This is a genomic window from Mesorhizobium sp. ES1-1 (assembly GCF_020164785.1).
Classification (GTDB): domain Bacteria; phylum Pseudomonadota; class Alphaproteobacteria; order Rhizobiales; family Rhizobiaceae; genus Mesorhizobium.
On sequence record NZ_JAIUGX010000003.1, the window covers coordinates 301,826 to 324,888 of the forward strand.

General features: G+C 63.5%; 25 protein-coding genes and 1 tRNA gene. 14 read left to right on the forward strand and 12 right to left on the reverse strand.

What is annotated here, in order from left to right:
- Positions 1–45: 45 nt before the first annotated feature.
- The 3 genes from LB513_RS06760 to LB513_RS06775 all read right to left on the reverse strand — a co-directional run bounded on the left by LB513_RS06760 (position 46) and on the right by LB513_RS06775 (position 1,091).
- Positions 46–360 (reverse strand): plasmid stabilization protein, encoded by a 315-nt coding sequence (locus LB513_RS06760; RefSeq protein WP_224662688.1) that lies wholly within the window; start codon positions 358–360, stop codon positions 46–48.
- On the reverse strand, positions 347–706 hold the full coding sequence (locus tag LB513_RS25305; RefSeq protein ID WP_411962685.1) for a DUF2934 domain-containing protein: 360 nt from the start codon (positions 704–706) through the stop codon (positions 347–349). The genes LB513_RS06760 and LB513_RS25305 overlap by 14 nt, the downstream gene beginning before the upstream one ends.
- A gap of 309 nt (positions 707–1,015) precedes the next feature.
- Positions 1,016–1,091: transfer RNA gene (locus tag LB513_RS06775), tRNA-Ala, on the reverse strand.
- Between the two features lie 160 nt (positions 1,092–1,251).
- Here LB513_RS06775 and LB513_RS06780 point away from each other — a divergent pair.
- Positions 1,252–1,542 (forward strand): YggT family protein, encoded by a 291-nt coding sequence (locus LB513_RS06780; RefSeq protein ID WP_224662689.1) that lies wholly within the window; start codon positions 1,252–1,254, stop codon positions 1,540–1,542.
- 3 nt (positions 1,543–1,545) lie between these two features.
- The gene (locus tag LB513_RS06785; RefSeq protein ID WP_224662690.1) at positions 1,546–1,869 is read left to right on the forward strand and encodes a DUF167 family protein; all 324 of its coding nucleotides are present in this window, start codon (positions 1,546–1,548) and stop codon (positions 1,867–1,869) included.
- A 3-nt stretch (positions 1,870–1,872) separates the two neighbouring features.
- Here LB513_RS06785 and LB513_RS06790 read toward each other — a convergent pair whose 3' ends face one another.
- From LB513_RS06790 to LB513_RS06800, 3 genes are read right to left on the reverse strand one after another with little or no spacing between them, the layout of a single operon-like run.
- Entirely contained in the window at positions 1,873–2,754 is an 882-nt protein-coding gene (locus tag LB513_RS06790; RefSeq protein WP_224662691.1) for a MurR/RpiR family transcriptional regulator, read from the reverse strand.
- An 8-nt stretch (positions 2,755–2,762) separates the two neighbouring features.
- A complete protein-coding gene (locus LB513_RS06795; RefSeq protein ID WP_224662692.1) occupies positions 2,763–3,833 on the reverse strand; it encodes an ABC transporter ATP-binding protein in 1,071 nt (356 codons plus the stop codon).
- Between the two features lie 2 nt (positions 3,834–3,835).
- Complete coding sequence (locus LB513_RS06800; RefSeq protein WP_224662693.1) at positions 3,836–4,606, reverse strand: SDR family oxidoreductase; 771 nt, start codon at positions 4,604–4,606, stop codon at positions 3,836–3,838.
- 181 nt (positions 4,607–4,787) lie between these two features.
- On the opposite strand from LB513_RS06800, the gene LB513_RS06805 reads away from it, so the two are divergent.
- From LB513_RS06805 to LB513_RS06820, 4 genes are all read left to right on the forward strand, one after another.
- On the forward strand, positions 4,788–6,020 hold the full coding sequence (locus LB513_RS06805) for an ABC transporter substrate-binding protein (RefSeq protein WP_224662694.1): 1,233 nt from the start codon (positions 4,788–4,790) through the stop codon (positions 6,018–6,020).
- Positions 6,021–6,373: 353 nt separating this feature from the next.
- Positions 6,374–7,243 carry a carbohydrate ABC transporter permease gene (locus LB513_RS06810; RefSeq protein WP_224662695.1) on the forward strand — a complete coding sequence of 290 codons (870 nt, stop codon included), beginning with the start codon at positions 6,374–6,376 and terminating at the stop codon, positions 7,241–7,243.
- Positions 7,240–8,064, forward strand: coding sequence for a carbohydrate ABC transporter permease (locus LB513_RS06815; protein WP_224662696.1), 825 nt, complete (start codon positions 7,240–7,242; stop codon positions 8,062–8,064). The genes LB513_RS06810 and LB513_RS06815 overlap by 4 nt, the downstream gene beginning before the upstream one ends.
- 126 nt (positions 8,065–8,190) lie before the next feature.
- Positions 8,191–9,666, forward strand: a complete 1,476-nt coding sequence (locus tag LB513_RS06820) for a M81 family metallopeptidase (protein WP_224662697.1) — start codon at positions 8,191–8,193, stop codon at positions 9,664–9,666.
- A 40-nt stretch (positions 9,667–9,706) separates the two neighbouring features.
- On the opposite strand, the gene LB513_RS06825 is transcribed toward LB513_RS06820, so the two are convergent.
- The 4 genes from LB513_RS06825 to LB513_RS06840 all read right to left on the reverse strand — a co-directional run bounded on the left by LB513_RS06825 (position 9,707) and on the right by LB513_RS06840 (position 13,892).
- Complete coding sequence (locus LB513_RS06825; RefSeq protein ID WP_224662698.1) at positions 9,707–11,761, reverse strand: M3 family metallopeptidase; 2,055 nt, start codon at positions 11,759–11,761, stop codon at positions 9,707–9,709.
- 160 nt (positions 11,762–11,921) lie between these two features.
- On the reverse strand, positions 11,922–12,566 hold the full coding sequence (locus LB513_RS06830) for a carbonic anhydrase (RefSeq protein WP_224662699.1): 645 nt from the start codon (positions 12,564–12,566) through the stop codon (positions 11,922–11,924).
- A 176-nt stretch (positions 12,567–12,742) separates the two neighbouring features.
- Entirely contained in the window at positions 12,743–13,627 is an 885-nt protein-coding gene (gene pdxY / locus LB513_RS06835) for a pyridoxal kinase PdxY (protein ID WP_224662700.1), read from the reverse strand.
- A gap of 13 nt (positions 13,628–13,640) precedes the next feature.
- Positions 13,641–13,892 carry a hypothetical protein gene (locus tag LB513_RS06840; protein WP_224662701.1) on the reverse strand — a complete coding sequence of 84 codons (252 nt, stop codon included), beginning with the start codon at positions 13,890–13,892 and terminating at the stop codon, positions 13,641–13,643.
- A 159-nt stretch (positions 13,893–14,051) separates the two neighbouring features.
- Here LB513_RS06840 and LB513_RS06845 point away from each other — a divergent pair, with 159 nt between their 5' ends.
- From LB513_RS06845 to ppa, 6 genes are all read left to right on the forward strand, one after another.
- Entirely contained in the window at positions 14,052–14,690 is a 639-nt protein-coding gene (locus LB513_RS06845; protein ID WP_224662702.1) for a LemA family protein, read from the forward strand.
- Between the two features lie 200 nt (positions 14,691–14,890).
- The gene (locus tag LB513_RS06850; protein WP_224662703.1) at positions 14,891–15,700 is read left to right on the forward strand and encodes a TPM domain-containing protein; all 810 of its coding nucleotides are present in this window, start codon (positions 14,891–14,893) and stop codon (positions 15,698–15,700) included.
- A gap of 4 nt (positions 15,701–15,704) precedes the next feature.
- Positions 15,705–16,592 carry a TPM domain-containing protein gene (locus LB513_RS06855; protein ID WP_224662704.1) on the forward strand — a complete coding sequence of 296 codons (888 nt, stop codon included), beginning with the start codon at positions 15,705–15,707 and terminating at the stop codon, positions 16,590–16,592.
- 7 nt (positions 16,593–16,599) lie between these two features.
- The gene (locus LB513_RS06860) at positions 16,600–17,238 is read left to right on the forward strand and encodes a TPM domain-containing protein (RefSeq protein WP_224662705.1); all 639 of its coding nucleotides are present in this window, start codon (positions 16,600–16,602) and stop codon (positions 17,236–17,238) included.
- A gap of 105 nt (positions 17,239–17,343) precedes the next feature.
- Positions 17,344–17,850, forward strand: coding sequence for a GNAT family N-acetyltransferase (locus tag LB513_RS06865; protein ID WP_224662706.1), 507 nt, complete (start codon positions 17,344–17,346; stop codon positions 17,848–17,850).
- A gap of 121 nt (positions 17,851–17,971) precedes the next feature.
- On the forward strand, positions 17,972–18,505 hold the full coding sequence (gene ppa, locus LB513_RS06870) for an inorganic diphosphatase (protein WP_224662707.1): 534 nt from the start codon (positions 17,972–17,974) through the stop codon (positions 18,503–18,505).
- A 172-nt stretch (positions 18,506–18,677) separates the two neighbouring features.
- Here the strand turns inward: ppa and LB513_RS06875 are convergent, their stop codons facing one another.
- Complete coding sequence (locus LB513_RS06875) at positions 18,678–19,271, reverse strand: hypothetical protein (RefSeq protein ID WP_224662708.1); 594 nt, start codon at positions 19,269–19,271, stop codon at positions 18,678–18,680.
- 44 nt (positions 19,272–19,315) lie between these two features.
- The gene (locus LB513_RS06880; RefSeq protein ID WP_224662709.1) at positions 19,316–19,933 is read right to left on the reverse strand and encodes a TetR/AcrR family transcriptional regulator; all 618 of its coding nucleotides are present in this window, start codon (positions 19,931–19,933) and stop codon (positions 19,316–19,318) included.
- Between the two features lie 72 nt (positions 19,934–20,005).
- Between LB513_RS06880 and LB513_RS06885 the strand changes: the two genes are divergently transcribed.
- Together LB513_RS06885 and LB513_RS06890 are read left to right on the forward strand one after the other, a co-directional pair.
- The gene (locus LB513_RS06885) at positions 20,006–21,289 is read left to right on the forward strand and encodes an MFS transporter (RefSeq protein ID WP_224662710.1); all 1,284 of its coding nucleotides are present in this window, start codon (positions 20,006–20,008) and stop codon (positions 21,287–21,289) included.
- 134 nt (positions 21,290–21,423) lie between these two features.
- Positions 21,424–22,998, forward strand: a complete 1,575-nt coding sequence (locus LB513_RS06890) for an alkaline phosphatase D family protein (RefSeq protein ID WP_224662711.1) — start codon at positions 21,424–21,426, stop codon at positions 22,996–22,998.
- Positions 22,999–23,063: the final 65 nt, after the last annotated feature.

A 23,063-nucleotide genomic window follows, 5' to 3' on the forward strand; every position in this document is an offset into this window, starting at 1 on the left:
GTGTCGGCCGCGGAGGGCTAACGCCTCCACGGCCTACTTCATCCACTAAGCGTGGTGTTCGGCATTCCGCTTGCGGGTCGCGGCGGCCTTCTTTGCAGAGGCTGAACGGTCAGCCGCGGACCGGGATGCGGCAGCCTTGCCGCCCTTTTCGCCGCCTTTGTGAGCGGCCGGATGACCCGTGTGCTTGCCGCGACCCGAACCACCCTCCTTCTTCCCGCCGCCATCGTCCTTGTTGACGGTTGCCCAGGCGCGCCGCTCGGCTTCCTTCTCCGACACGCCGCTTTTCTCATAACCCTCGGCTATGTGATCGGCCTTGCGTTCCTGCTTGTCCGTGTATTTCGATTTGTCACCGCGCGGCATCTGTTCCTCCTTCATTATCGTCGTCAATCTCGCGGGCTGCCTGATGCCAATGATGCTCATGGCTGCCGTGCTGTCGCCCATCCGCGTCCCAAAGCTGGTATGCTCGGTCGCGGATACGATCTTCTCTGGAAGGCCGATCCTCTCTGGAGGGCGGATTGTCCTTGGTCGTCGTTGCGTCTGTAAGACCGCTCCGGTCGGGATCTTGCAGGTTCTCCCCCGCCGCATCCCGGTCGACATCTGGATTGTCTTCTGCCGGCAAGTAGCCGGCGGGACGATTCTCGGGCGGCCCTTCCCATCGCGGCATCTGATCCGTTGTGCCGGGCGCGCCGTTCTTGATTCTGGCCATTGGTATCTCCTGCTAATGCTGCTTTTTCGGTCTTGGTCAGACCTCGGGCGCCATCGTCGCGTGCCTCCTGTGCGACAGGCCGGATATCAACTTCGCAGTGATATTGTGGTTCCGGGATTTGTGATGAGGAGGATGGGCTTAGGTCGCCAGGCGCGCGCGCCGATGGGCTGAGCGCAGGTCACGTTACCGCGAGTTGCCTTGCCGGAGGCCCAACGAGATACGGCAGCGTGTGTCTGCGCCGCGACACAAGGCGCGCTCGCACCATCAGCGTCGAAAACAGGCTGTGAACTCGGAAGTTTGAAATTCCGCTGGTGGAGCTGAGGAGGATCGAACTCCTGACCTCGTCATTGCGAACGACGCGCTCTCCCAGCTGAGCTACAGCCCCGTCCAGCGGATGGCGCATTTATCGGGCACGGTGGTTTTCTGTCAAGGCGGGGTTTTGCCGAATCCTGGGGCGTTCGGGCGTCCGTATGGTGAGGCTCGGAGCCTGCCCTTGCCGGTGTCGCGCGCAATGGCTACATGTCGCGCAATCAATGGAGCTTTGAATGAACGCGCTTATCGACACGCTGATCTACGCGCTCGAACTTTACTGGTGGGTGATCATCGCCGCGGCGGTCTTCTCCTGGCTGTACGCCTTCAACGTCGTCAATTCGCGCAACCAGGTCGTCAACAATATCGGCGGCATGCTCTACCGGCTCACCGAACCGGTGTTCCGTCCCATCCGACGCCTGCTGCCGGACCTCGGCGGCGTCGACATCACGCCGATCATCGTGCTCCTGATCATCTTCTTCCTGGAGCGTTTCCTGGATACCACGGTCCGGTCGCTGTTCTACTGATCCATGCAACCGGCCGCGGTCTTCAGGATCGGTCGCGAGGGCGTCGACGTTTTCGTCAGACTGACGCCAAAGTCCGCACTGGACAGGCTTGAGGGGGCAGACACTTCAGCCGACGGCCGCAGCCACCTCAAGGCGCGCGTCCGCGCGGTGCCCGAAAACGGGGCCGCCAACAAGGCACTGGAAAAACTTGTCGGCAAGGCGCTCGGCGTCCCGGCATCGGCCGTGTCGGTCATCGCCGGCGGCACGAGCCGGCTGAAAACCCTGCGCATTCTGGGTGATCCGGCAACGCTGGCGAAAGGCATCGAGGCCCTCGAACGCCGATCCTGATACTCAATCTCCCAGGGGCAGGCGCGGATCGTCGACTTTCAATGTGTTCACGCTCTGCTTGATGCGGCGAAGGTTCTCCAGCACCTTCGGCCCGCGCGTTTCCGCCACGGAGGTGGCTATCATGTCGACGATCGCCAGCAACGCGTAGCGCGACGATGTCGGCTTGTAGATGTTGCCGTCCTCCAGTGGCTGGAAATGGATCACCGTGTCGGCCACCCTGGCCAAAGCGGAGTCCGGCGCGGTGACGGCAATGGTGGTGGCGCCATATTGCTGGGCGACCTGCACGGCATCGATGACGGAGCGCGCATAGCCGGAAACGGAAAAGGCGACCAGGGTGGTTTCGGGCGTGGCAACGGCTGCATACATGCGCTGCAATTGCCCGTCGACCTGCGCCAGCGCCGACAGACCCAAACGGAACAGCCGGTTCTGCATCTCCGTTGCCATCATCGACGAAATGCCGCCGGAACCGAGGCACAGAACATTGCCGGAGGTGGCGATGCGCGCCGCGACGTCGACCAGCGTGGTCATGTCGAGATTTTCGCTGGCGCGCTGGATGGCCGAGATCGCCGCCTCGGTGATGGCCGCGGCAATGCGCTGTTCGCGGATGTCGCGGTTCAGCGGTTCGGGCGACAGGTACTGGCCGCCGATGGCGATGGCCTGCGCCAGATAGAACTTGAAGTCGCGCAGACCCTCGCAGCCGAGGTTGCGGCAGAACCGCGTCACCGTCGGCTCGCTGACGCCGACGCGCGCGGCAATTTCGGAGATCGCCGCCTTGGAGACGAAGTCAAGGTCGGCAAGCACGAAGGCGGCGAGCTTGCGATCCGACTTCGTTCCGTCCTGCGATATCAGTTGCAGGCGCGTGATGATGTCGGCTGGTGTCCTCATATCGGTCTTCACACGGGCAGGCCCGTCGCCTTGTCGAACAGGTGGATGTGGGCCGGATCGACCGAGACCGGCAACACATCGCCGGGTTTCACCGGCACCCTGTCGCGGAACACGGCGCGCACCGTGTCGGTGCCGATGGCGCCGTAGACATGGGTCTCCGAGCCAGTCGGCTCGACAACATCGACCCTGATCGTCATCGCGTCGGCGGCCTCGCCGATGACGAAATGCTCCGGCCGGATGCCGGCCTCAACCGTGTCGCTGCCCGCCATCGTCTTGCCGACAAGCGCCAGGCGGCCGCCACCTGCCGATTCGAACCAGCTTTTCCCCTCCGGCGCCGTCTTCAGAGCACCGGACACGAAACTCATCGACGGAGAGCCGAGGAAGCTGGCGACAAATTTGTTGGCAGGCCGGTCATAGAGCTCCAGCGGCGCTCCGACCTGCTGGATCTTGCCGACATTCATCACCACGATACGGTCGGCCATCGTCATGGCTTCGATCTGGTCGTGGGTGACATAGACAATGGTCGACTTCAGCCGCTGGTGCAGCGCCTTGATCTCGACGCGCATCTGCACGCGCAGTTGCGCGTCGAGATTGGAAAGGGGCTCGTCGAACAGGAACACGGACGGCTCGCGCACGATGGCGCGGCCCATGGCAACGCGCTGGCGCTGGCCCCCGGACAGCTGGCGGGGGTAGCGGTCGAGATAGGAGAAGAGGTTGAGGACCCCGGAAGCCTTCTTGACCTTCTGGTCGACCGCCTCGCGCGCTTCGCCGCGGATCCTGGGGCCAAAGCCGATATTGTCCGCCGCCTTCAGATGCGGAAACAGCGCATAGGACTGGAACACCATGGCGATGTTGCGCTGCTGTGGCGGCAGGTCGTTGGCGCGTACGCCGCCGATCCTGAGGTCACCCGAGGTGATCGTCTCCAGTCCGGCCAGCATGCGCAGCAAGGTCGACTTGCCGCAGCCCGACGGGCCTACGAGCACGACGAACTCGCCGCTCTTGATGTCGAGGCTGATGTTCTCGAGGATCTTGTGGTGACCGAACGATTTCGACAGGTCGCGGAACTCGACGTCGGTCACGGTCATCCTCCCAGTATGTCGTCGATGAAGGGCAGGCACCCGGCCGTCAGGCCGGCGTCCACCGGCATCACGACGCCCGTGACGCCCGAGGCACGATCGGATGCGAGGAAGGCGACGGCTTCCGCCACTTCGGAGGCGTTGACGATGCGGCCAAGCGGATAGAGCCGCTGCAGCTTGCCGAGAACTCCGGGATCCTTGGCAAGACGGTGATCCCAGGCGGCGGTGCGGATGGATCCCGGGCAGACGACATTGGCGCGCAGACCGCTGCGGCCGAGCTCGACGGCGATCGCCTTGGCATAAGCGTTGATGCCCGCCTTGGCAGCGGCATAGGCGGGGTTGCCGAAATGCGCGATGGCATTGACCGACGAGATGAAGACGATGCTGCCGGAGCCCCTGCCAGCCATCGCCTTGACCAGCGGATCGGCGAAATTCATCACGCCGGTCAGGTTGAGGTCGAGTTCCTGCTCGATCTTGCCGGGGTCGAGCGCGGAAATGGTCTCGGCGCGCGTCCATCCGGCATTGTTAACGAGGATGTCGGGCACACCCTCCGTGTCGAGGATGGCGGCGATCGCCGCCTCGATCGAAGACTGGTCGAGAAGATCGAAGACGTGGCGACCGGCAAGATGCGGGCTCCCCAAAGCGTCGGCGGATTGGTCACAGCCGATCACCTTGGCGCCCCGCTGAGACATCAGCGCGACGATGGCCGTGCCGAGGCCGCCGCCCGCGCCCGTCACCACGACCATCTTGCCTTCGAACTCGGCTGTCGAAACCACTCTGGCCGTCCTTTCCCGAGTGCTGAACGTAGCCTATCAGGCGGCGTCTGCGAATGTAACTAAGCAACATAAGTATCCGCTTGCAAGGCATCAGATGATCGATAATGTAGGAAAGTCACACAAATATTCCGACCCGACGTGAAGAGGCGCGCGGGCTGCGACATCAAATGGGAGACATCGCATGAGCTTTGCAAAGTGGACTGTCGGCCTGATGGCCGGAATGAGCATGCTGGCGCTGGCGGCGCACGCGGATGCGGGCGAGGTGCGCGTCACCGTAGCGGAGTACAGCGCCAAGACCGGCCCCTATTTCGCCGACGTCAAGAAGGAATTCGAGGCCGCCAATCCCGGCATCACCGTCAAGTTCGAAGTGGTGCCGTGGGATGTGCTGCTACAGAAACTGACCACCGACATCACCGCCGGCACGAATGCGGACCTCTCGATCATCGGCACGCGCTGGCTGATCGACTTCGTCCAGCAGGACGTCGCGGAACCGCTCGATGGCTACATCACGCCAGAGTTCAAGGGCCGTTTCATCGAGACGTTCTTGTCGCCCTCGATCATGGAGGGCAAGACCTACGGCCTGCCGATAGCCGCCTCGGCGCGCGCCCTGTATTATAACAAGGAGCTGTTCGAGAAGGCGGGCATCGCCAAGCCGCCGGCGACCTGGACCGAACTGCAGGAAGACGCGCGCAAGATCAAGGCGCTCGGCTCCGGTGCGTTCGGCTTCGGCCTGCAGGGCAAGGAGATCGAGACCGACGTCTATTACTATTACGCGATGTGGTCGCAGGGTACCGAGATCCTGAACAAGGACGGCACCTCAGGCCTGGGCACGCCCGGAGCGCTCGAAGCCGCCAAGCTCTATAAATCGATGATCGACGAGGGGCTGACGGAGCCGGGCGTCACCTCGAACAACCGCGAGGACGTGCAGAACCTGTTCAAGCAGGGCAAGGTCGGCATGATGATCACCGCGCCCTTCCTGTCCAACCAGATCAAGGAAGAGGCGCCGACGCTGAAATATGGCGTTGCCGCCATCCCGGCCGGCCCGACCGGCGCACGCGGCACTTACGGCGTCACCGACTCCATGATCATGTTCAAGAACTCCAAGAACAAGGACGAGGCCTGGAAGCTGATGGACTTCCTGTTCACCACGGAGCAGCGCGCCAAGTTCACGCAGGGCGAGGGCTTCCTGCCGGTGAACAAGGAAGAAGCCAAGATGGATTATTACGTCAACAATGCCGACCTGGCCGCCTTCACCGCGCTGCTGCCCGACGCCCGCTTCGCGCCGGTCATTCCGGGCTGGGAAGAGGTCGCTCAGATCACCTCGGATGCCATGCAGAAGATCTATCTCGGCGGCGACCCCGAGGCGGGCCTGAAGGAGGCGGCAGACAAGGCCAACGCCGTGCTGAAGAAGTAGGGGCCGACAGCAGGCGCCTTTCCTCTCCCTCCGGAGGGGGGGAGAGGTGGCTCGGCGAAGCCGAGACGGAGTGAGGGAACCACCAACCGCCTTGAACGGACGGAAGGGTCATAAGCGCGAAGCACCTAGCGCCAAAGGGTCGACCCCCACTCCGTCGAGCTTCGCTCGTCACCTCTCCCCCCGATCGACGGGGGAGAGGAAGGGCTCCCTTCCGCAACGGATGCGGAGGACGGGCAGCTCGGTGAGGCCAGCGCCGAACCTGCATGCAGTCCTGAGAGAAGAACAAGGTGGATCAAGTCACCCTGTCAGGCCGGCGCAATGCAACCTCACCCGCAACGCGGTAAAGCCAGTCGATGGAAAATCGTTTCCTGCCCTATCTCCTGACCTTGCCCAGCCTGTTCCTGGCGGCGGTCGTGATCTTCTGGCCGGTCTGGGACCTGATCCAGATCTCGACGCATGAGGTCAACCGTTTCGGGCAGCTTCGCGCGTTCAATGACTTTGCCAATTTCTCGGCCCTGCTCGCTGATCCCGATTTCACGGCGGCGCTGTGGCGCACCGGTCTTTGGACTGTGCTGGTCGTCGGCGGGGCGCTGTTGCTGTCGGTCCCCGTTGCGCTGATCCTCAACACTGATTTTTACGGCCGCGGCATCGCGCGCGTTATCATCATGCTGCCCTGGGCGGTGTCGCTGACCATGACCGCGGTGGTCTGGCGCTGGGCACTGAGCGGCGAAAGCGGCATGCTGAACTCAGCCCTGCTTGGGCTGGGCGTCATCGACCACAACATCCAATGGTTGGCGAGCGCCGAGACGGCCTTTCCGATGCAGGTGCTGATCGGCATCCTGGTTACTGTGCCGTTCACCACAACGATCTTCCTCGGCGGTCTGTCGTCGATATCAGACGATCTCTACGAGGCGGCTGCACTCGAAGGAGCGACGCCGCTGCAGCAGTTCCGCGAGATCACCTTTCCGCTGTTGAAGCCGTTCATCAACATCGCCATCGTGCTCAACACCATCTACGTCTTCAACTCCTTCCCGATCATCTGGGTGATGACGCAGGGCGGGCCCGCCAACTCGACCGACATCCTGGTCACACATCTCTACAAGCTGGCCTTCCGCATCGGGAAACTCGGCGAGGCATCGGCGGTGTCGCTGGTGATGTTCGCCATATTGCTGGTCTTCACCATGATCTATGTGCGGCTTGCGATGCGGGAGCAACGCGCATGAACAGCAAGCTAAAACGCACTGTCATCGCCTGGCTGCTGCTGGCGCCGTTGATCGCGGTGACGATCTTTCCGTTCGCCGTGATGTTCCTGACCGCTGTCAAGCCAAGGCAGGAAGTTCTGTCGCCGACCTGGTGGCCCAGCGAATTTCGCTGGTCGAACTTTTCCGATATGTGGGTGGCGACAGGCTTTGGCCAGGCGCTCGCCAACTCCCTCTATGTGTCCGTCATCGCCACGATCGGCGCCATCCTGGTCTCGGTCCCGGCGGCCTACGCCATGTCGCGCTTCCGCTTCGCCGGCTATGGCCCCTTCCGGCAGTTCCTGCTGATCTCGCAGATGATCTCGCCGATCGTGCTGGTGCTCGGCCTGTTCCGGCTGATGGCCGCCTGGGGGCTGGTCGAGTCGACGACCGCGCTCGGCTTCATCTACATGGCCTTCAACGTCGCCTTCACGGTGTGGATGCTGCAAAGCTATTTCGACACCATTCCGCGCGATCTCGAGGAAGCGGCGTGGATGGAAGGTGCGAGCCGCTGGTTGACGCTGAGGAAAGTGTTCCTGCCGCTATGCCTGCCGGCCATCGCCGTCACCGCGATCTTCACCTTCATCAATGCCTGGAACGAGTTCGTCGTCGCGCTGACCATGCTGCGCAGCCAGGAAAGCTATACGCTGCCGATCCAGGTGTTCTCGCTGGTGGCCGGCCGCTATACCATCGAATGGCATCATGTGATGGCGGCCACGCTGCTGGCGACCTTGCCGGTGGCGATCCTGTTCATATGGCTGCAACGCTACCTCGTCAGGGGACTGGCGCTGGGAGCGGTGAAGTAGGCGGACGATCAACAAAGCGGAGTTTTTCATGTCATTGAACGCGCCGCTGTCGCCACGGCCAACGATCTCGTCTACATGCCCGGCCGCAACAGCCACGAACCGATAGAGCGAAGCGGACCTCCCACAATGCGCATTTTCACCGCCTCGCTGGCGACCGAAACCAACACTTTCTCGCCCGTCCCCACCGACCGGGCCTCCTTCGAGATGGCTTTCTATGCCAGGCCCGGCAAGCATCCGGAAACGCCGACCCTGTGTTCCTCGCCGATCGTCGCCTTGCGTCGCCGCGCGGCCGCGGAAGGCCTCACCGTCATCGAGGGTACCGCCACCTGGGCTGAGCCTGGCGGCCTGGTGCAGCGGCAGACCTACGAAGCGCTGCGCGACGAGATCCTCGGCCAGCTCGAGGCGGCGCTGCCGGTCGACGCGGTCATCCTCGGCCTGCATGGCGCCATGGTGGCGCAAGGCTATGACGATTGCGAGGGCGATCTGCTGGAACGGGTGCGGACAATCGTCGGGCCGGGCGTGGTGATCGCCTCCGAGTTCGATCCGCACAGCCATTTGACGCCGAAGCGCGTTGCGGCTTGTGACATCATGGCCTACTTCCTCGAGTTCCCGCATACCGATTTCTACGAGCGGGGCGAACATGTCGTCGAGATTGGCCTGGCGGCGGCGCGCGGCGAGACCAAGCCTGTTATCTCGACCTTCGACTGCCGCATGATCCAGGTGCTGCCGACGAGCCGCGAGCCGATGCGCTCCTTCGTCGACCGCGTCAAGGCCCTGCACGGCAAGGATGGGGTGCTGTCGGTCTCGGTCATCCATGGTTTCATGGCGGCCGACGTGCCTGAGATGGGCACGCGCATCCTGGTGGTCACCGACAATGACAAGGCAGCCGGCGATGCGCTGGCCGAGAAGCTCGGACGCGAACTCTACGCTTTGCGGGAACAAACGGCGATGCCGATGCTGAACACGGCCGACGGCATCGATCGCGCGCTCGCCGTCCGGGCTGAAAGCCGGGGCAAGCCGGTGGTGATTGCCGACATCTGGGACAATCCCGGCGGCGGTGTCGCCGGCGATGGGACATTCGTGCTGCGCCAGATGCTGGCGCGTGGCCTGGGCAAAGTCGGGGTCGCGACGATCTGGGATCCGATCGCCGTCACATTCTGCCACGCGGCGGGCGAGGGCGCGGTCATCGACCTGCGCTTCGGCGGCAAGGCCGGACCCTTGGCCGGCGAGCCGATCGACGCGCGCGTCAAGGTGGTGAAGGCGGTTACGGAAGGCTGGCAGAGTTTTGGCCCGAGCCGGGTGACACTGGGGCCGGCGGCGCTGGTTCGCATCGAAGGCACTGAGGTGGACATCATCCTCAACACCAACCGCACGCAGACCTTCGAGCCGGATGTTTTCTCGAATATCGGCGTCGATCCGATGAGCAAGGATGTGCTGCTCATCAAGTCCACCAACCATTTCTATGCCGGATTCGAACCGATCGCCGCCGAGATAATCTATGTCTCGGCGCCGAGTTCCTACCCCAGCAATCCGGCGCTGACGGACTACAAGAAGCTGACGCGGCCGATCTGGCCAAGGGTAGCGGATCCGTGGAAGGCGTAGCGTTCTTCCTTCTCCCGCAGGGGGAGAAGGGAGAGGCGCGCTACACGAGCCCGCGCTTCACCATCATCGCCTCGGGCGAGGGCATCTTGCCACGAAACGCCGTGTAGAGCTCCTCCGGGTCCTTCGAACCGCCGGCGGCATAGATGTTCTTCCTCAGCCGCTCCGCCAGCTCCGGATCGAAGGGGTCGCCGGTTTCCTCGAAGGCGGCGAAAGCGTCGGCGTCGAGCACTTCCGACCACATGTAGGAGTAATACCCCGCCGAGTAGCCTTCGCCGGAAAACACATGGGCGAAATGCGGGGTGCGATGGCGCATCGCAATGGTGTCAGGCATGTCGAGCCCGGCAAGCGTCTCGGCTTCGAAACGCAGCGGCTCCTCTGGCGCATCGGGCCGGGCGTGATACGCCATGTCCATCAACGCGGAGGATGTAAACTCTACCGTGGCGAAACCGGCGCCGAAAGTCCGCGTCGCCAGCATCTTGTCAAGCAGCGCCTTCGGCATCGGCTGGCCGCTCTTCACATGCAGCGCGTGCTTTTCAAGCACCGCCGGCACCGTCAGCCAATGCTCGTAAAGCTGCGAGGGCAATTCGACGAAATCGCGGCTGACGGAGGTGCCGGCGACCGATGGCCAGGTCACTTCGGTCAGCATGCCGTGCAGGGCGTGGCCGAACTCGTGAAACAGCGTCTTCGCCTCGTCTACCGACAACAGCGCCGGCTCGCCCGCCGGAGGCTTGGCGAAGTTCATGATGTTGTAGATTATCGGCATCGAGCCGTGGCCAAGCTTATAACCGGACTGCAACGCGCTCATCCAGGCGCCGGAGCGCTTCGACGGCCGGGCGAAATAGTCGGCCAGGAACAGGCCGCGCTCGCTGCCATCGGCATTCCTTACGACGAAGACACGGGCGTCTTCGTGCCAGGCGGCGATGCCCTGCTTTTCCACGAAAGTGATGCCGAACAGTTTTGTCGCCACGTCGAAGCAGGCGTCGATGATGCGGTCGAGCTGCAGATAGGGCTTCAGTTCGGCCTCGTCGAAGGCGAATTTCTCGGCGCGCAGCTTCTCCTGATAGAAGCGCCAGTCCCAGGCGGCGAATTTCTCGTTGCTGCCGGCTTCCGCCGCCAGCCGCTCCAATTGCTGCTGGTCGGCCGCTGCCTTTTCAAGCGCCTTTTCCCACACCGGGTCGAGCAGGGCATGCACGGCCTGCGGCGTCTTGGCCATGGTGTTGTCGAGCTTCAGTGCGGCGAATGAGGCATAGCCAAGCAGCTTTGCCTTTTCCGCGCGCAGGCGCAGCGTGTCGCGCACCACGGCGGTGTTGTCGGTGGCGCCGCCATTCTGGCCGCGCATGGTGAAAGCGCGGAACGCAATCTCGCGCAGGTCGCGGCGTTCGGAGAAGGTCGAGAAGGGCTCGTAGATCGAGCGCGACAGCGTCACGGCGTAGCGGCCCTTCTGGCCGCGCATCTCGGCGGCTTCAGCCATCGAGCTCTTGAGAAATTCGGGCAGGCCGGCAAGGTCTGCCTCATCGAGGAACAGCGCCCAGTCGCGCTCGTCGGCAAGCACGTTCTGGCCGAAAGCCGTGCCAAGCGAGGACAACTCCTCGCTGATCGCCGCCAGCCGCTTCTTGCCCTCGGCGTCGAGCTTGGCGCCAGAGCGGACAAAGCCCTTCCATGTCTTTTCCAGCACGCGCAGCGTCTCGGCGTCGAGGCCCAAGCCATCGCGCTTCTGGTAAAGCTCGTCGATTCGGGCAAACAGCCTCTCGTTCATCGAAATCGCCGAGAAATGCCTGGACATTTTCGGCGAGATTTCGCGCTCCAGCGCCTGGATCGCATCATTGGTGTGAGCGCCGGCGCGGCACCAGAAGATCGACGAGACACGGTCGAGCGCATCGCCTGCGAGTTCCAGGGCCTGGAGCGTGTTTTCGACGGTCGGCTCGTCCTGGTTCCCGGCGATGGTCTCGATCTCGTCCTCATGCGCCTTCAGCGCGGCGTCGAAGACCGAGGCAAAATCACCGTCGCCGATGTGGGCAAAATCGGGCAGGCCAAGCGGCCCTTGCCACGCGGTCAGCGGATGGGAGGCGAGGTCGACGGATTGTGGGGACGGCATGGACGGTCTTTCGCTGAAGGCGGGTAAGGTGTCCCCGATGTAGGACACGGTCCCCGGAGCCGCAATACGGCATCTGACTGGGGTCCGCTTCAATATCCGTCGCAGCGTTCAAAGATTACCGCCTGCGAATTGCAGGCGATTTCAGGACGGCGGTCGCGCTTTATGCGATCTCCGGCTTTTCGAAATCGCCGGTGTCCTTGTTCATCACCCAGAGTTCGCCGCTGGAGATGTCGAACCAGGCCCCGTGCAGGGACAGCCGGCCCTTGCCCTCGAGGATGCTGACACAGGGAAAGGTCCTCAGATTGGCGATGGAATAGCGGATCGAGATCCGCTCCAGCGCGGTCTGGCGTTCCGTCGTGGTCATGAAGGTGCTGGAAGACACGGTTTCGGCCGCGGGCGCGATCAGGCTCATCCATTTGCCGATGAAATCGCCGGGAGATAAAGGTGCCGCCGCCGGGTCCAGTGCGGCGCGGATGCCGCCGCAACGGCCATGGCCCATGACGACGATGTTCTTCACCTTGAGGCTTTGCACGGCAAATTCGAGGGCGGCCGAGGTTGAATGGAACTCGCCGTCCGGAGCGTAGGGTGGCACCAGATTGCCGACATTGCGCAGCACGAAGAGCTCGCCGGGGCCGGCGTCGAAGATCGATTCCGGTGCGGCGCGGGAATCGCAGCAGGCAACGATCATCGTCTCGGGCGCCTGGCCCTCGCGGGCAAGCGCGCGATAACGATCGCTCTCTGTGAGATAGCGGCCGCTCATGAAATTGCGGTATCCGTTGAGAAGGTGTTCGGGCAGATGGGGCATGGGCGGCGTCTGGAGCCTTTCCGGGTTGGATGCGGCAGCTCGTTGCGTGAGAACGCTCTAACGGCAAAAGCCGGTCGCGGGCAATGCCCAATCGCGGATGGCTGCCCGGCAATCGTCATGCAAGGCGCATGGCTGCGCCGTTAGACAGGCACGGACGAGGTCAAGGTCGGCCGACGTCACGCCCGGCGGTCCCGTCCCGGATGCGTCAGATGGCGAAGCTGCACCATCGCCATCGGGTGCGACAGGCTCTGCGCATCGGTTTCGAGCTGCAATTCGTCGCCGCCGCGCTTGGCGGTGCGCGCCAGGATCTCGTAGACCGCCGCCGTCGTCGATTGCAGCGCCTTGATCGGCGGCTGGCCGGACAGGACGCGGGCGAGGTAGACAGCCGCCGTCAGGTCGCCCAGGCCATTCGGCGGCTTGTCGATGAGCCGGTGCTCGGCAAGCAGCGCCTGGCTGGCGTCGAGCAGCAGATTGCCGGTGCCACCCGTCATCATGGAGGGCGCGGAGGTGACCAGCATGGTCGAGGGTCCGGCATGAAGGGCCGCCGCGATCACCGATTTCAAGTCGGGCAAAGGCGCGCCCGCCATCCATTCCAGTTCGAAGCGGTTGGGCGTGGCGATGTCGGCGATCGGCATCAGCCTGTCGCGCATGGCGATTGCCGTCGGCTCCGGGACATAGAGGCCGCCCGAATCACCCATCACCGGGTCGCAGATATAGAGGGCGCCGGGAGTTTTTGCCCTTACGGCGGCAATCAGCGAGGCGACGGCCTCGGCCTGGCCGGCCTCGCCGAGATAGCCCGACAGCACGGCGCCGACCTCGCCCAGCCATGGCGCCCGCTCGAGGTCGGCCATCAATGCCTTGAACTGGTCGAGCGGCGGCACGATGCGCGTGGCCCGTCCATGACCGGGGTGCCAGGGCAGGATGACCGTCGGCACGGCCCAGACCGGAAAGCCCAGCGTCTCCAGCGCGAAGACGGCGGCGCGGTTGCCGACCGAGCCGCGCGCCACATGGCTGGAAATGACGATGACCGCACGCGGCGCGTCGGGTTGGTCGGCGCTCATTGTGTCTTGATCCCTAACTGCCCCGGATGACGTAAAGCACGAGCCAGCCCATCAGGCCCAGTGTCAGAAGCAGGCCGAGCGTGCGGCCAATGCGGGTGCCCCAGACTTCGATCGGATCATCGGGATCGACATCGGCCGCGGCGACGTGATCGCCCATGCCCTTTGCGCGTCGCGCCACGAATGAATTGCCGGCCGGATCCGTCTCGCGCGCGACGCGGTTGAGGATGCGGCGTGATTCCCTCTCGCTGTCCTGGCGGTCGGCCATGATGATGTCCCGTTTCGAACGAACCTTACCGTGTTCGCGTGCCCCTTCACAGGGTCTTGTGGACTGCCTGCACGTGCCCGTTACGCAAGGGCGGAGGGGTCATTTTCTTGCGCGCCGTTTGTGGTAATGCTTCGCATGCAACTTATCGAGGGACCTATCATGTTTGCCCAGCGCCTGTCCTGCCCGTCCGTGTTCCGCACGCTTCCCGCCTTCCTGATGATGGCCATCGTGCTGCCGCTGCTCGCCGGCTGTGGCTACAACACCATCCCGACGGCCGAGGAAAACGCCAAGGCGGCATGGAGCGAGGTGCTGAACCAGTACCAGCGCCGCGCCGACCTCATTCCCAATCTGGTGGAGACGGTCAAAGGCTATGCCTCGCACGAAAAGGACACGCTCGACGCCGTGGTCGAGGCGCGCGCCAAGGCGACGCAGATCACGGTGACGCCGGAAACGCTCAATGATCCCGCCGCCTTCAAAAAGTTCCAGGATGCGCAGGCCGGGCTGACCAGCGCGCTGTCGCGACTGATCGCGGTGTCGGAGGCCTATCCCGATCTAAAGGCCAACCAGAACTTCCTGGCGCTGCAGGCGCAGCTTGAAGGCACGGAAAATCGCATCGCGGTGGCGCGGCGCGACTACATCCAGGCGGTGCGCGACTACAATCTGACGCTGCGGACCTTCCCCTCGGTGATCTGGGCAAGCCTGTGGTTCCGCAGCAACCAGCCTTTCGCGAACTTCACCGTGGACGAAGACAAGATGCAGCCGCCGAAGGTCGATTTCGGTACCAAGCAGGGCGGGTGACGAATTACTGGTGAGCTTGTCCCTTGTCGGCCGTGTGCTCCATGGCGCCCCCCTCGGTCCTGCCGGACATCTCCCCCGCAAGGGGGGAGATCGGTAGCTTTGGCGGTTTCGATTGTTTCTTGAGCTGCGGAAGATTCGCTGTCGGTGCTGACAGGCGATCTCCCCCCTTGCGGGGGAGATGGCCGGCAGGCCAGAGGGGGGTGCTAAGGAACGCCTACTTTTCCTTCATTGGCCTTCTTGCCAGCCTTCTCCTGTTCCCCCTCACGGCCCTCGCCGCCGATCTCCCGGCGCTCACTGGCCGGGTCGTCGATAATGCCGGCATCATCGATGCCTCTACCAAGGCGGCTCTGACGCAGAAGCTCGCAGACTTCGAGACCAAAGGCTCGGACCAGATCGTCGTCGCCACCATTCCCAGCCTCGGCGGCGAGGAGATCGAGCCCTATGCCAACCGGCTGTTCCGCTTCTGGAAACTTGGCCAGGCGAAGGAGAACAATGGCGTCCTGCTTCTGGTTGCGCCGAGCGACCGCAAGATGCGCATCGAGGTCGGCTACGGCCTGGAAGGCACGCTGACCGATCTGCACACCAAGCTGATCATCGAAAACGACATGGTGCCGGCGTTCCGCGCCGGCGATTTTTCGGGCGGCATATCGAAGGCCGTCGACGACATGGTCATGGTGCTGGAGGGCAATCCCGAGGAGCTGGAGGCGCGCGGCGAACGCAACCAGCAGGCGCCGTTCAATTCCGACGATCTCTTCTTCACCGTCTTCATCGGCATATGGGCGATCATCTTCTTCGGCGGCATCGCGGCTTCGGTCCTGCCGCCGATCTTCGGGCAGAGGATCGGGCCCGGACGCTACCGCTGGCTGGGCATGACCTTCGAGCCTGGCCGGCGATCCTCTGGCGGCGGATGGTCGTCCGGGGGTGGCGGTTGGTCCTCGGGCGGCGGCGGTGGCGGCTTTTCCGGCGGGGGCGGCTCGTCCGGCGGCGGCGGTTCCTCGGGTAGCTGGTGACGGAATGACGAAATTTTCCACCAGTCCGTCGAAGCCCGGTCCCGTCACAGCGGCGGTCCAGCTCGTGCTGATCGCTGTCGCGGTCCTGTTCTCAGGTTTGGCTGTCCTTGCCGCCGATTTGCCGGCGCTGACCGGCCGCGTCGTCGACAATGCCGGCATCATCGACGAGGCGACCAAGGCGGAGATGACCCAGAAACTCGCGAATTTCGAGAAAAAGGGCTCGGACCAGATCGTCGTCGCCACCATTCAGAGCCTCGATGGCGAGGAAATCGAGCCCTATGCCAATCGGCTGTTCCGTTTCTGGAAACTTGGCCAAGCCGGAGAAAACAATGGTGTGCTGCTGCTGGTCGCCAAGAATGACCGCAAGATGCGCATCGAAGTCGGCTATGGGCTGGAAGGCACGCTGACCGACCTCCACACCAAACTGATCATCGAAAACGACATGGTGCCTGCGTTCCGCGCCGGCGACTTTCCGGGCGGCATTTCGAAGGCCGTCGACGACATGGTCATGGTGCTGGAAGGCAATCCGGAAGAGCTTGAGGCGCGCGGCAGACGCAATCCCGCCGACAGCAGCACGCCCTTGGACCCGATTGTCACTGTGTTCCTCATCTTGTGGGCGACGATGTTTTTCGGCGGCCTTGCGATGGCGTTCCTGCCGCCGATGTTCGGCACAAAACTGTCGCCTGGCGTCTACAGGTGGCTGGGCATGACCTTTCGCTACGGCCGCGGGCCGGGCGGGTCGACGTCGGGTAGCGGCGGGATAACGGGCTCGTCGGGTGGCGGCTGGTCATCGGGAAGCTCCGGCGGCAGCTGGTCGTCCGGCTCGAGCGGTGGCGGATTTTCGGGCGGCGGCGGCTCGTCCGGTGGTGGCGGTTCTTCAGGAAGCTGGTGAGACAATCATGGCAACACGATCGATCAGCCCCACGGATCACGAGCGCATTGCGGCGGCTATCCGCGCTGCCGAGGCGACGACCGATGGCGAAATCTACTGCGTCGTGGCGCACGCCAGCGACGGCTACTTCTTCCCAGCCGCCTTCATGGCGACAGCAGGCATGCTGATCGCCAGCCTGGCCGTCGGCTATGGGCTGGAGGCCTGGTGGTTGTCGATCCGGCTGCCGCATTTCGTCATCGCCCAGCTGCTGGCGCTAGGCTGCGTGCTGGCCTTGCTGTGGGCGCTGCCGGGCCTGCGAATCCATCTGGTGCCAAGGGGGTTGCGCTACCAGGCCGCGCACGCCAATGCGATCAAGCAGTTCCTCGCCCGCAACGTCCACCGCACCGCGGCACGCACCGGTGTGCTCGTGTTCGTCTCGATCGCCGAACACTATGCCGAGGTGGTGGCCGACAGCGGCATCAATGCCAAGGTCGGCCAGCATGTCTGGGATGGCGTCATACGCGACCTGACCGCGCATGCCGGCGACGATCGTCTGGCCGACGGCTTCGTCAAGGCAATCGAATTGGTGGGGGCGGTGCTGGCCGAGCATTTCCCAGTCACGCCGGGCGACACCAACGAACTGGAAGATCATGTCGTCGAAATCTGAGCTTTTCGGCCCGCTCCAAGGCCAGTTTGATCGCCGATAAGAAAGCGTTTGGCGCTGCGCCGGGACTCTTGCAATCGGGCGATCCGGGTTTATGGTTAATCAATCATGAATACGCTGACGATCGACATCCGTAGAGCCGAACCGCGCGATGCAGAGTCGATAGCCGACGTGCATCTTCAGGCATGGCAGGGGGCTTATTCGGGTATCATTCCTCACCGCACGCTGACTTCGATGATCAACCGGCGTGGCGCCGACTGGTGGGCTAACGCCATCCGTCGGGCCGCTACCGTTCTGGTGGTCGAGATCGGCGGCAAGATCGCCGGTTATGCGACGATCGGCAAGAATCGGGCGCGCGAACTCCGTCAACAGGGCGAAATCTACGAACTTTACATGCGCCCTGAATATCAGGGCATCGGTCTGGGTAGTCGCCTGTTCGCGGCGGCCAGGGCCCGGCTGACCGATCGCGGGCTGAAGGGCATGGTGGTGTGGGCGCTCGAGGACAATCAGAACGCGCTCGCCTTTTATGCCGGCGCTGGCGGCCGCGACGTCGCCGAGGGCGTCGAGATATTCGAGCAGAAAGCACTCAAGAAGGTCGCCTTCGTCTGGGAATGACAGCCCCGCCTCGCCTCGTGTGAGTCGTCCGATCGTCTCCAGCACCATTCGCCGCATTGCACGGTGCCGCGCCTCCCGCTATCGGTCTTTCATCAAAGAGGGACCGAGAGAGGGACAAGCCATGCGCATTGAAGCCATAGCCATCGGAAAGAATCCGCCTGAGGACATCAACGTCATCATCGAGGTGCCGATCGGCGGCGAGCCGATCAAGTACGAGATGGACAAGGAAGCGGGTACGCTGTTCGTCGACCGTTTCCTGCACACTTCGATGCGCTATCCCGGCAATTACGGCTTCGTGCCGCATACGCTGTCGGGCGATGGCGATCCCATCGACGTTCTGGTCTGCAATACGCGCGCTCTGGTGCCGGGCTGCGTCATCAATGTGCGGCCGATCGGCGTGCTGGTGATGGAAGACAATGCCGGCCAGGACGAAAAAGTCATCGCCGTGCCGTCACCCAAGCTGACGCTGCGCTACGAGAACGTCACCGAATACACGCAGCTGCCCGACATCACCCGCCAGCAGGTGCAGCACTTCTTCGAGCACTACAAGGATCTGGAGCCCGGCAAATGGGTCAAGATCGAGGGCTGGCACGATTCCCACTATGCCAAGAAGATGATCGTCGAAGCGATCGAGCGGGCGAAGGCGGCGAAGTAGGCAACGGCCCCGGGGCACGAACAGGCTGAGATACGGCGCTGCCCGTCATCCGCCTGCCGGAACCCTCTCCCCGTATTGTGATCGGGAGAAGGAAGCTGGCTGCGACCTCGGCAGGGCAATGAGGGGCAGGGCGGACCGACGTCCTTATCCCGTGTACAAGGTCGCTAGACGCTCAATTATCTACCCGACCGAAGGGCGGCACGTTGCCGATGACAACGTGTTTGTCCTTGCCGCAGGCGAAGGCGCGCGCCTTCTCATCGGCAAGCTTGCGCGCCTGGTCGTTGGCTTGCGGGTTGCCGGTGGCCAGCACCAGGCCGACAGTGCAGCTTTCCCGCGTGTCCATCTGGCCGACCTTGGCCACGAGCAGCACTTCGGTCGGCTTGGCCTCATCCTCGCTGTTGCTGATCGAGCGGCGATGGATCACCGCGAACGGCACAGCCTTGTCACCTATGGTCTCGATGCGCCATTCGACTTTGGCTGCGGATGAATTGAAGCCTGAAAAGCTCTCCCAGGCAGATGTCATGTCGCCGCCGGGCGGAAATCCGTAGAACAGAGATTCGCGGGCGTCGTCATAGGCAACCAGCACCGGATAGCCGCGATAGCCTGAACAGGCGAGTTCGGCCCAGTCGCCGTCGCCCTCGTCGGCTTTGGCATAGGTGACGCAGTCCCTCTTCGTGTCGAGGTCGGTGTAGGCGCTGGAAATGCCGTCGGCGCGAGCCCCATCGCATAATCCGGCAAGGACAAGCCCGATCAGAATGGCACGCATGGCCGGCTGCTCCGTTGCAAGCCCGGGCAGCGTAGCGCCAATCGCTATTTCTTCAAGCTGGCTTCGATCAGCAGATCGGCATTCGTGGCCACTGACTGCGCCGGTCCGCCCAATCCGAACAGCTGGCCGCTGATATAGGCGCCTTCGATCAGGAGCAGCAGGCCGTCACCCAGCGTGTCGGCGTCGTCCGCACCCATCGCCAGCGCCATGGCGCGCAAGCGGCGCCGCAGTTCCTGCTTGTTGGCCTCGCTGACGACGCGGGCTGGGTGGCCGCGTTCGGGATATTCGACCGCCGCATTGGTCATGCCGCAACCGCGATAATCCGGCATTTGGGTCCGCTTGCCGGCGCGGGTCAGGAAAGCCCTGATCTGCGCGCGCGGATCGCCGGGATGGGCGTCGACCGCCTCGTCGAAGCGTTTCCAGAATTCGAGGTCGTAGCGCCTGAGATAGGAGGCCGCCAATTCGTCCTTGGAGGGAAAGCTGCGATAGAGACTCGGCTTGGTGACCCCGGCGCGCTTGACGATCTCGTCAACGCCGATCGCCCTGATGCCGCGCCGGTAAAACAGGTCGTAGGCCACATCGAGGATCTTCTTGGCGGCCTTGGGCGCTGCCGATGCATGACCGTCGCTGATGGTCAGTTCAATATTTCTGTCCGTTGGCATCCTGTGACTCGATTGACAGTGTTACCGATCGGTACGTATACATGCTGATCCTGTAACGTACCGGTTAGTAACATGATAGCTCAATCCCGCCCGTTTGGCCAGCGCTACGCCTTTGTCGTGGTCGGCGTCATCTTCCTCTGCCTTCTCATCGCGGCCGGCCTTCGCTCGGCCCCCGCCGTCATGATGCTGCCGCTGGAAAACAGCTTCGGCTGGGGGCGCGATGTGGTTTCGGTGGCCGCCGCCATCGGCATCTTCCTCTACGGCCTGACCGGGCCGTTCGCCGCTGCCCTGATGGAGCGGATCGGTTTACGCCGCACGCTGCTCGCCTCCTTGGTCATCATGTCCGGGTCGACCGCGCTCAGCCTGGTGATGACCAAGCCATGGCATCTGTTCCTCACATGGGGCGTGTTTTCCGGCATCGGTTCCGGCGCTGTCGCCACCGTGCTCGGCGCCACCATCGTCAATCGCTGGTTCAAGACCAATCGCGGGCTCGTCATGGGACTGATGTCGGCTTCCAGCGCGACGGGCCTTCTGGTGTTCCTGCCTCTGCTCGCCTCGCTCGCCCAGTCGGGCGGGTGGAAGCCGGTAGCCATCGCGGTTTCGGTCGCAACCGCCTGTCTTCTGCCGCTGGTCTGGCTGCTGGTGCCGGAGCGGCCGGCCTCGATCGGCATGGTCCGGTTTGGCGCCGAGGCCGACGACGTGCCGCCGACGCCGCCGGCGGCGCAGGGCAATTTCCTGGCGCACACGCTCAACACGCTGCGCCGCGCCGCAGGCACGCGTGTATTCTGGTACCTGTTCGCCACCTTCTTCGTCTGCGGCTTCACCACCAACGGACTGGTTGGAACGCATCTGATCGCGTTTTGCGGCGACATGGGCATAGGCGAGGTTCAGGCCGCCGGCCTTTTGTCGATGATGGGCATCTTCGACCTGATCGGAACGACCTTGTCGGGCTGGCTCACCGACCGCTACGATCCGCGCAAGCTGCTCGGCGTCTATTACGGCATTCGCGGCCTGTCGCTGATCTATCTGCCCTATTCCGGTTTCTCGGCGACCAGCCTGATCATCTTCGCGGTTCTCTACGGCCTCGATTGGATCGCCACCGTGCCACCGACGCTGAGGCTGGCCAACGAGGCATTCGGTGACCGCAGCGGGCCTATCGTGTTCGGCTGGATCGTCGCCGGTCATCAGGTCGGCGCGGCCACGGCCGCAGCGTTCGGCGGCACGATGCGCGAATTGCAGGGCAATTACGAACTGGCGTTCCTGATCGCCGGCATGACGGCGATCGCCGCCGCCTGTATCTCGCTGCTGATCAACACCAGCCGGCCGGCCTTCGATCCGGAGCCGCAGCCGGCATGAGCGCTCTTCCCCTTCTCCCACACGGGGAGAAGGGGAAGGGTTCGTTGTCAGAAAAACTTCATGGTTTCGAGATCACGCTGAAACATTGACGCTTGACCCTGGGGGCACCGTTCAACGCCATCCAGGAGACAGCCATGAACACGCTCTCGATCACCCGCCGGGCCTTCATCACCTCCGCCAGCGCCGCCGGCTTGGTCGGCGTTTCCGGCCTTGCGCTTCCATACTATTCGCGTGCGAACCAGCGTCCGGCCTTCACGCATGGGGTCCAGTCAGGCGATGTCGACGCGACGAGCGGCATGGTCTGGACGCGCACCGACCGCCCGTCGCGCGTCATGTTCGAAGTGTCATCGACGCAGGATTTTGCCAATGCGACCCGCCTGGCGCCGCTCGAGACCTCGCCGGCGAGCGACTATACGGTGAAGCGCCTGCTCACCGATCTCGCCTCCGACCAGGACATCTTCTACCGCATGACGGCGGCCGATCTGGCCGACATCAACGCCGTCTCCGAGCCGATCACCGGCCGCTTCCGCACCGCGCCCGCTTCGCGGCGCGACGTCAGGTTGGCCTGGTCGGGCGATACTGCCGGCCAGGGATGGGGCATCGATGAGGCCGGCATGAAGACCTATGCCACCATTGGCAAACACACGCCGGATTTCTTCCTGCATTCGGGTGACACCATCTATGCCGACGGCGCGATGAAGGACGAGGTCGACCTGCCCGGCGGCGGCAAGTGGAAGAACGTCGTGATGATCGAAGGCAAGCGCAAGGTCGCCGAGACGCTGGATGAATATCGCGACCAGTGGAAATACAACATGATGGACAGGAACGTTCTGGGCCTGAGCGCCATCTGTCCGACCTTCTACCAGTGGGACGACCACGAGGTGCTGAACAACTGGTCGGATTCAAAGGACCTGACCGCCGACAGCCGCTACACCGAGAAATCCATTCATGTGCTGGCAGCGCGGGCGGCGCGCGCCTTCCACGAGATGACGACCATCCGCTACGAACCGTCCGAACCCGGCCGTGTCTACCGCAAGATCGCCTACGGGCCTCTTCTCGACGTCTTCTTCCTCGACATGCGCTCCTATCGCGGGCCGAACGGTCCGGACATGCAGGATGCAATGACGCCGCAATCGCGCATGCTGGGCGAGCAGCAGACCAAGTGGCTGAAGCGGGAGCTGGCTAATTCGAAGGCGACCTGGAAAATCATCGCCGCCGACATGCCGCTCGGTGTCGTCGTCTGGGATGATGGCGCCAAGAAGGCCGGCGCCGAGGCGGTCAGCAATGGCGACAATGGTGCGCCTAAGGGTCGCGAACTCGAGATCGCCGACCTGCTGCGCTTTATCAAGAACGCCAACATCAACAACACCGTCTGGCTAACGGCCGACGTGCACTACACGGCAGCGCACTACTATAATCCCGACAAGGCACAGTTCCAGGATTTCAATCCGTTCTGGGAATTCATCTCAGGACCGATCCATGCCGGCACGTTCGGTCCCAATGATCTCGACATGACCTTCGGTCCGGAACTCAAATTCATCAAGGCGCCGACCGCTGAGCAGGGCCAGAACCTGCCGCCCTCGGTCGGACTGCAGTTCTTCGGCCTGGTGGATATCAGCGGCGCCACCGAACAGATGACGGTGCGGCTGATGGATCGCGATGATAACGAACTCTACAAGGTCACGCTCGATCCGGTGCGGTCGGCGTAGGCGAGCAACCGTTGCGCGGCGCTTGCGAATGCTTCGTCCCGCGTCCCGCTCAAAGGAGAGACCGC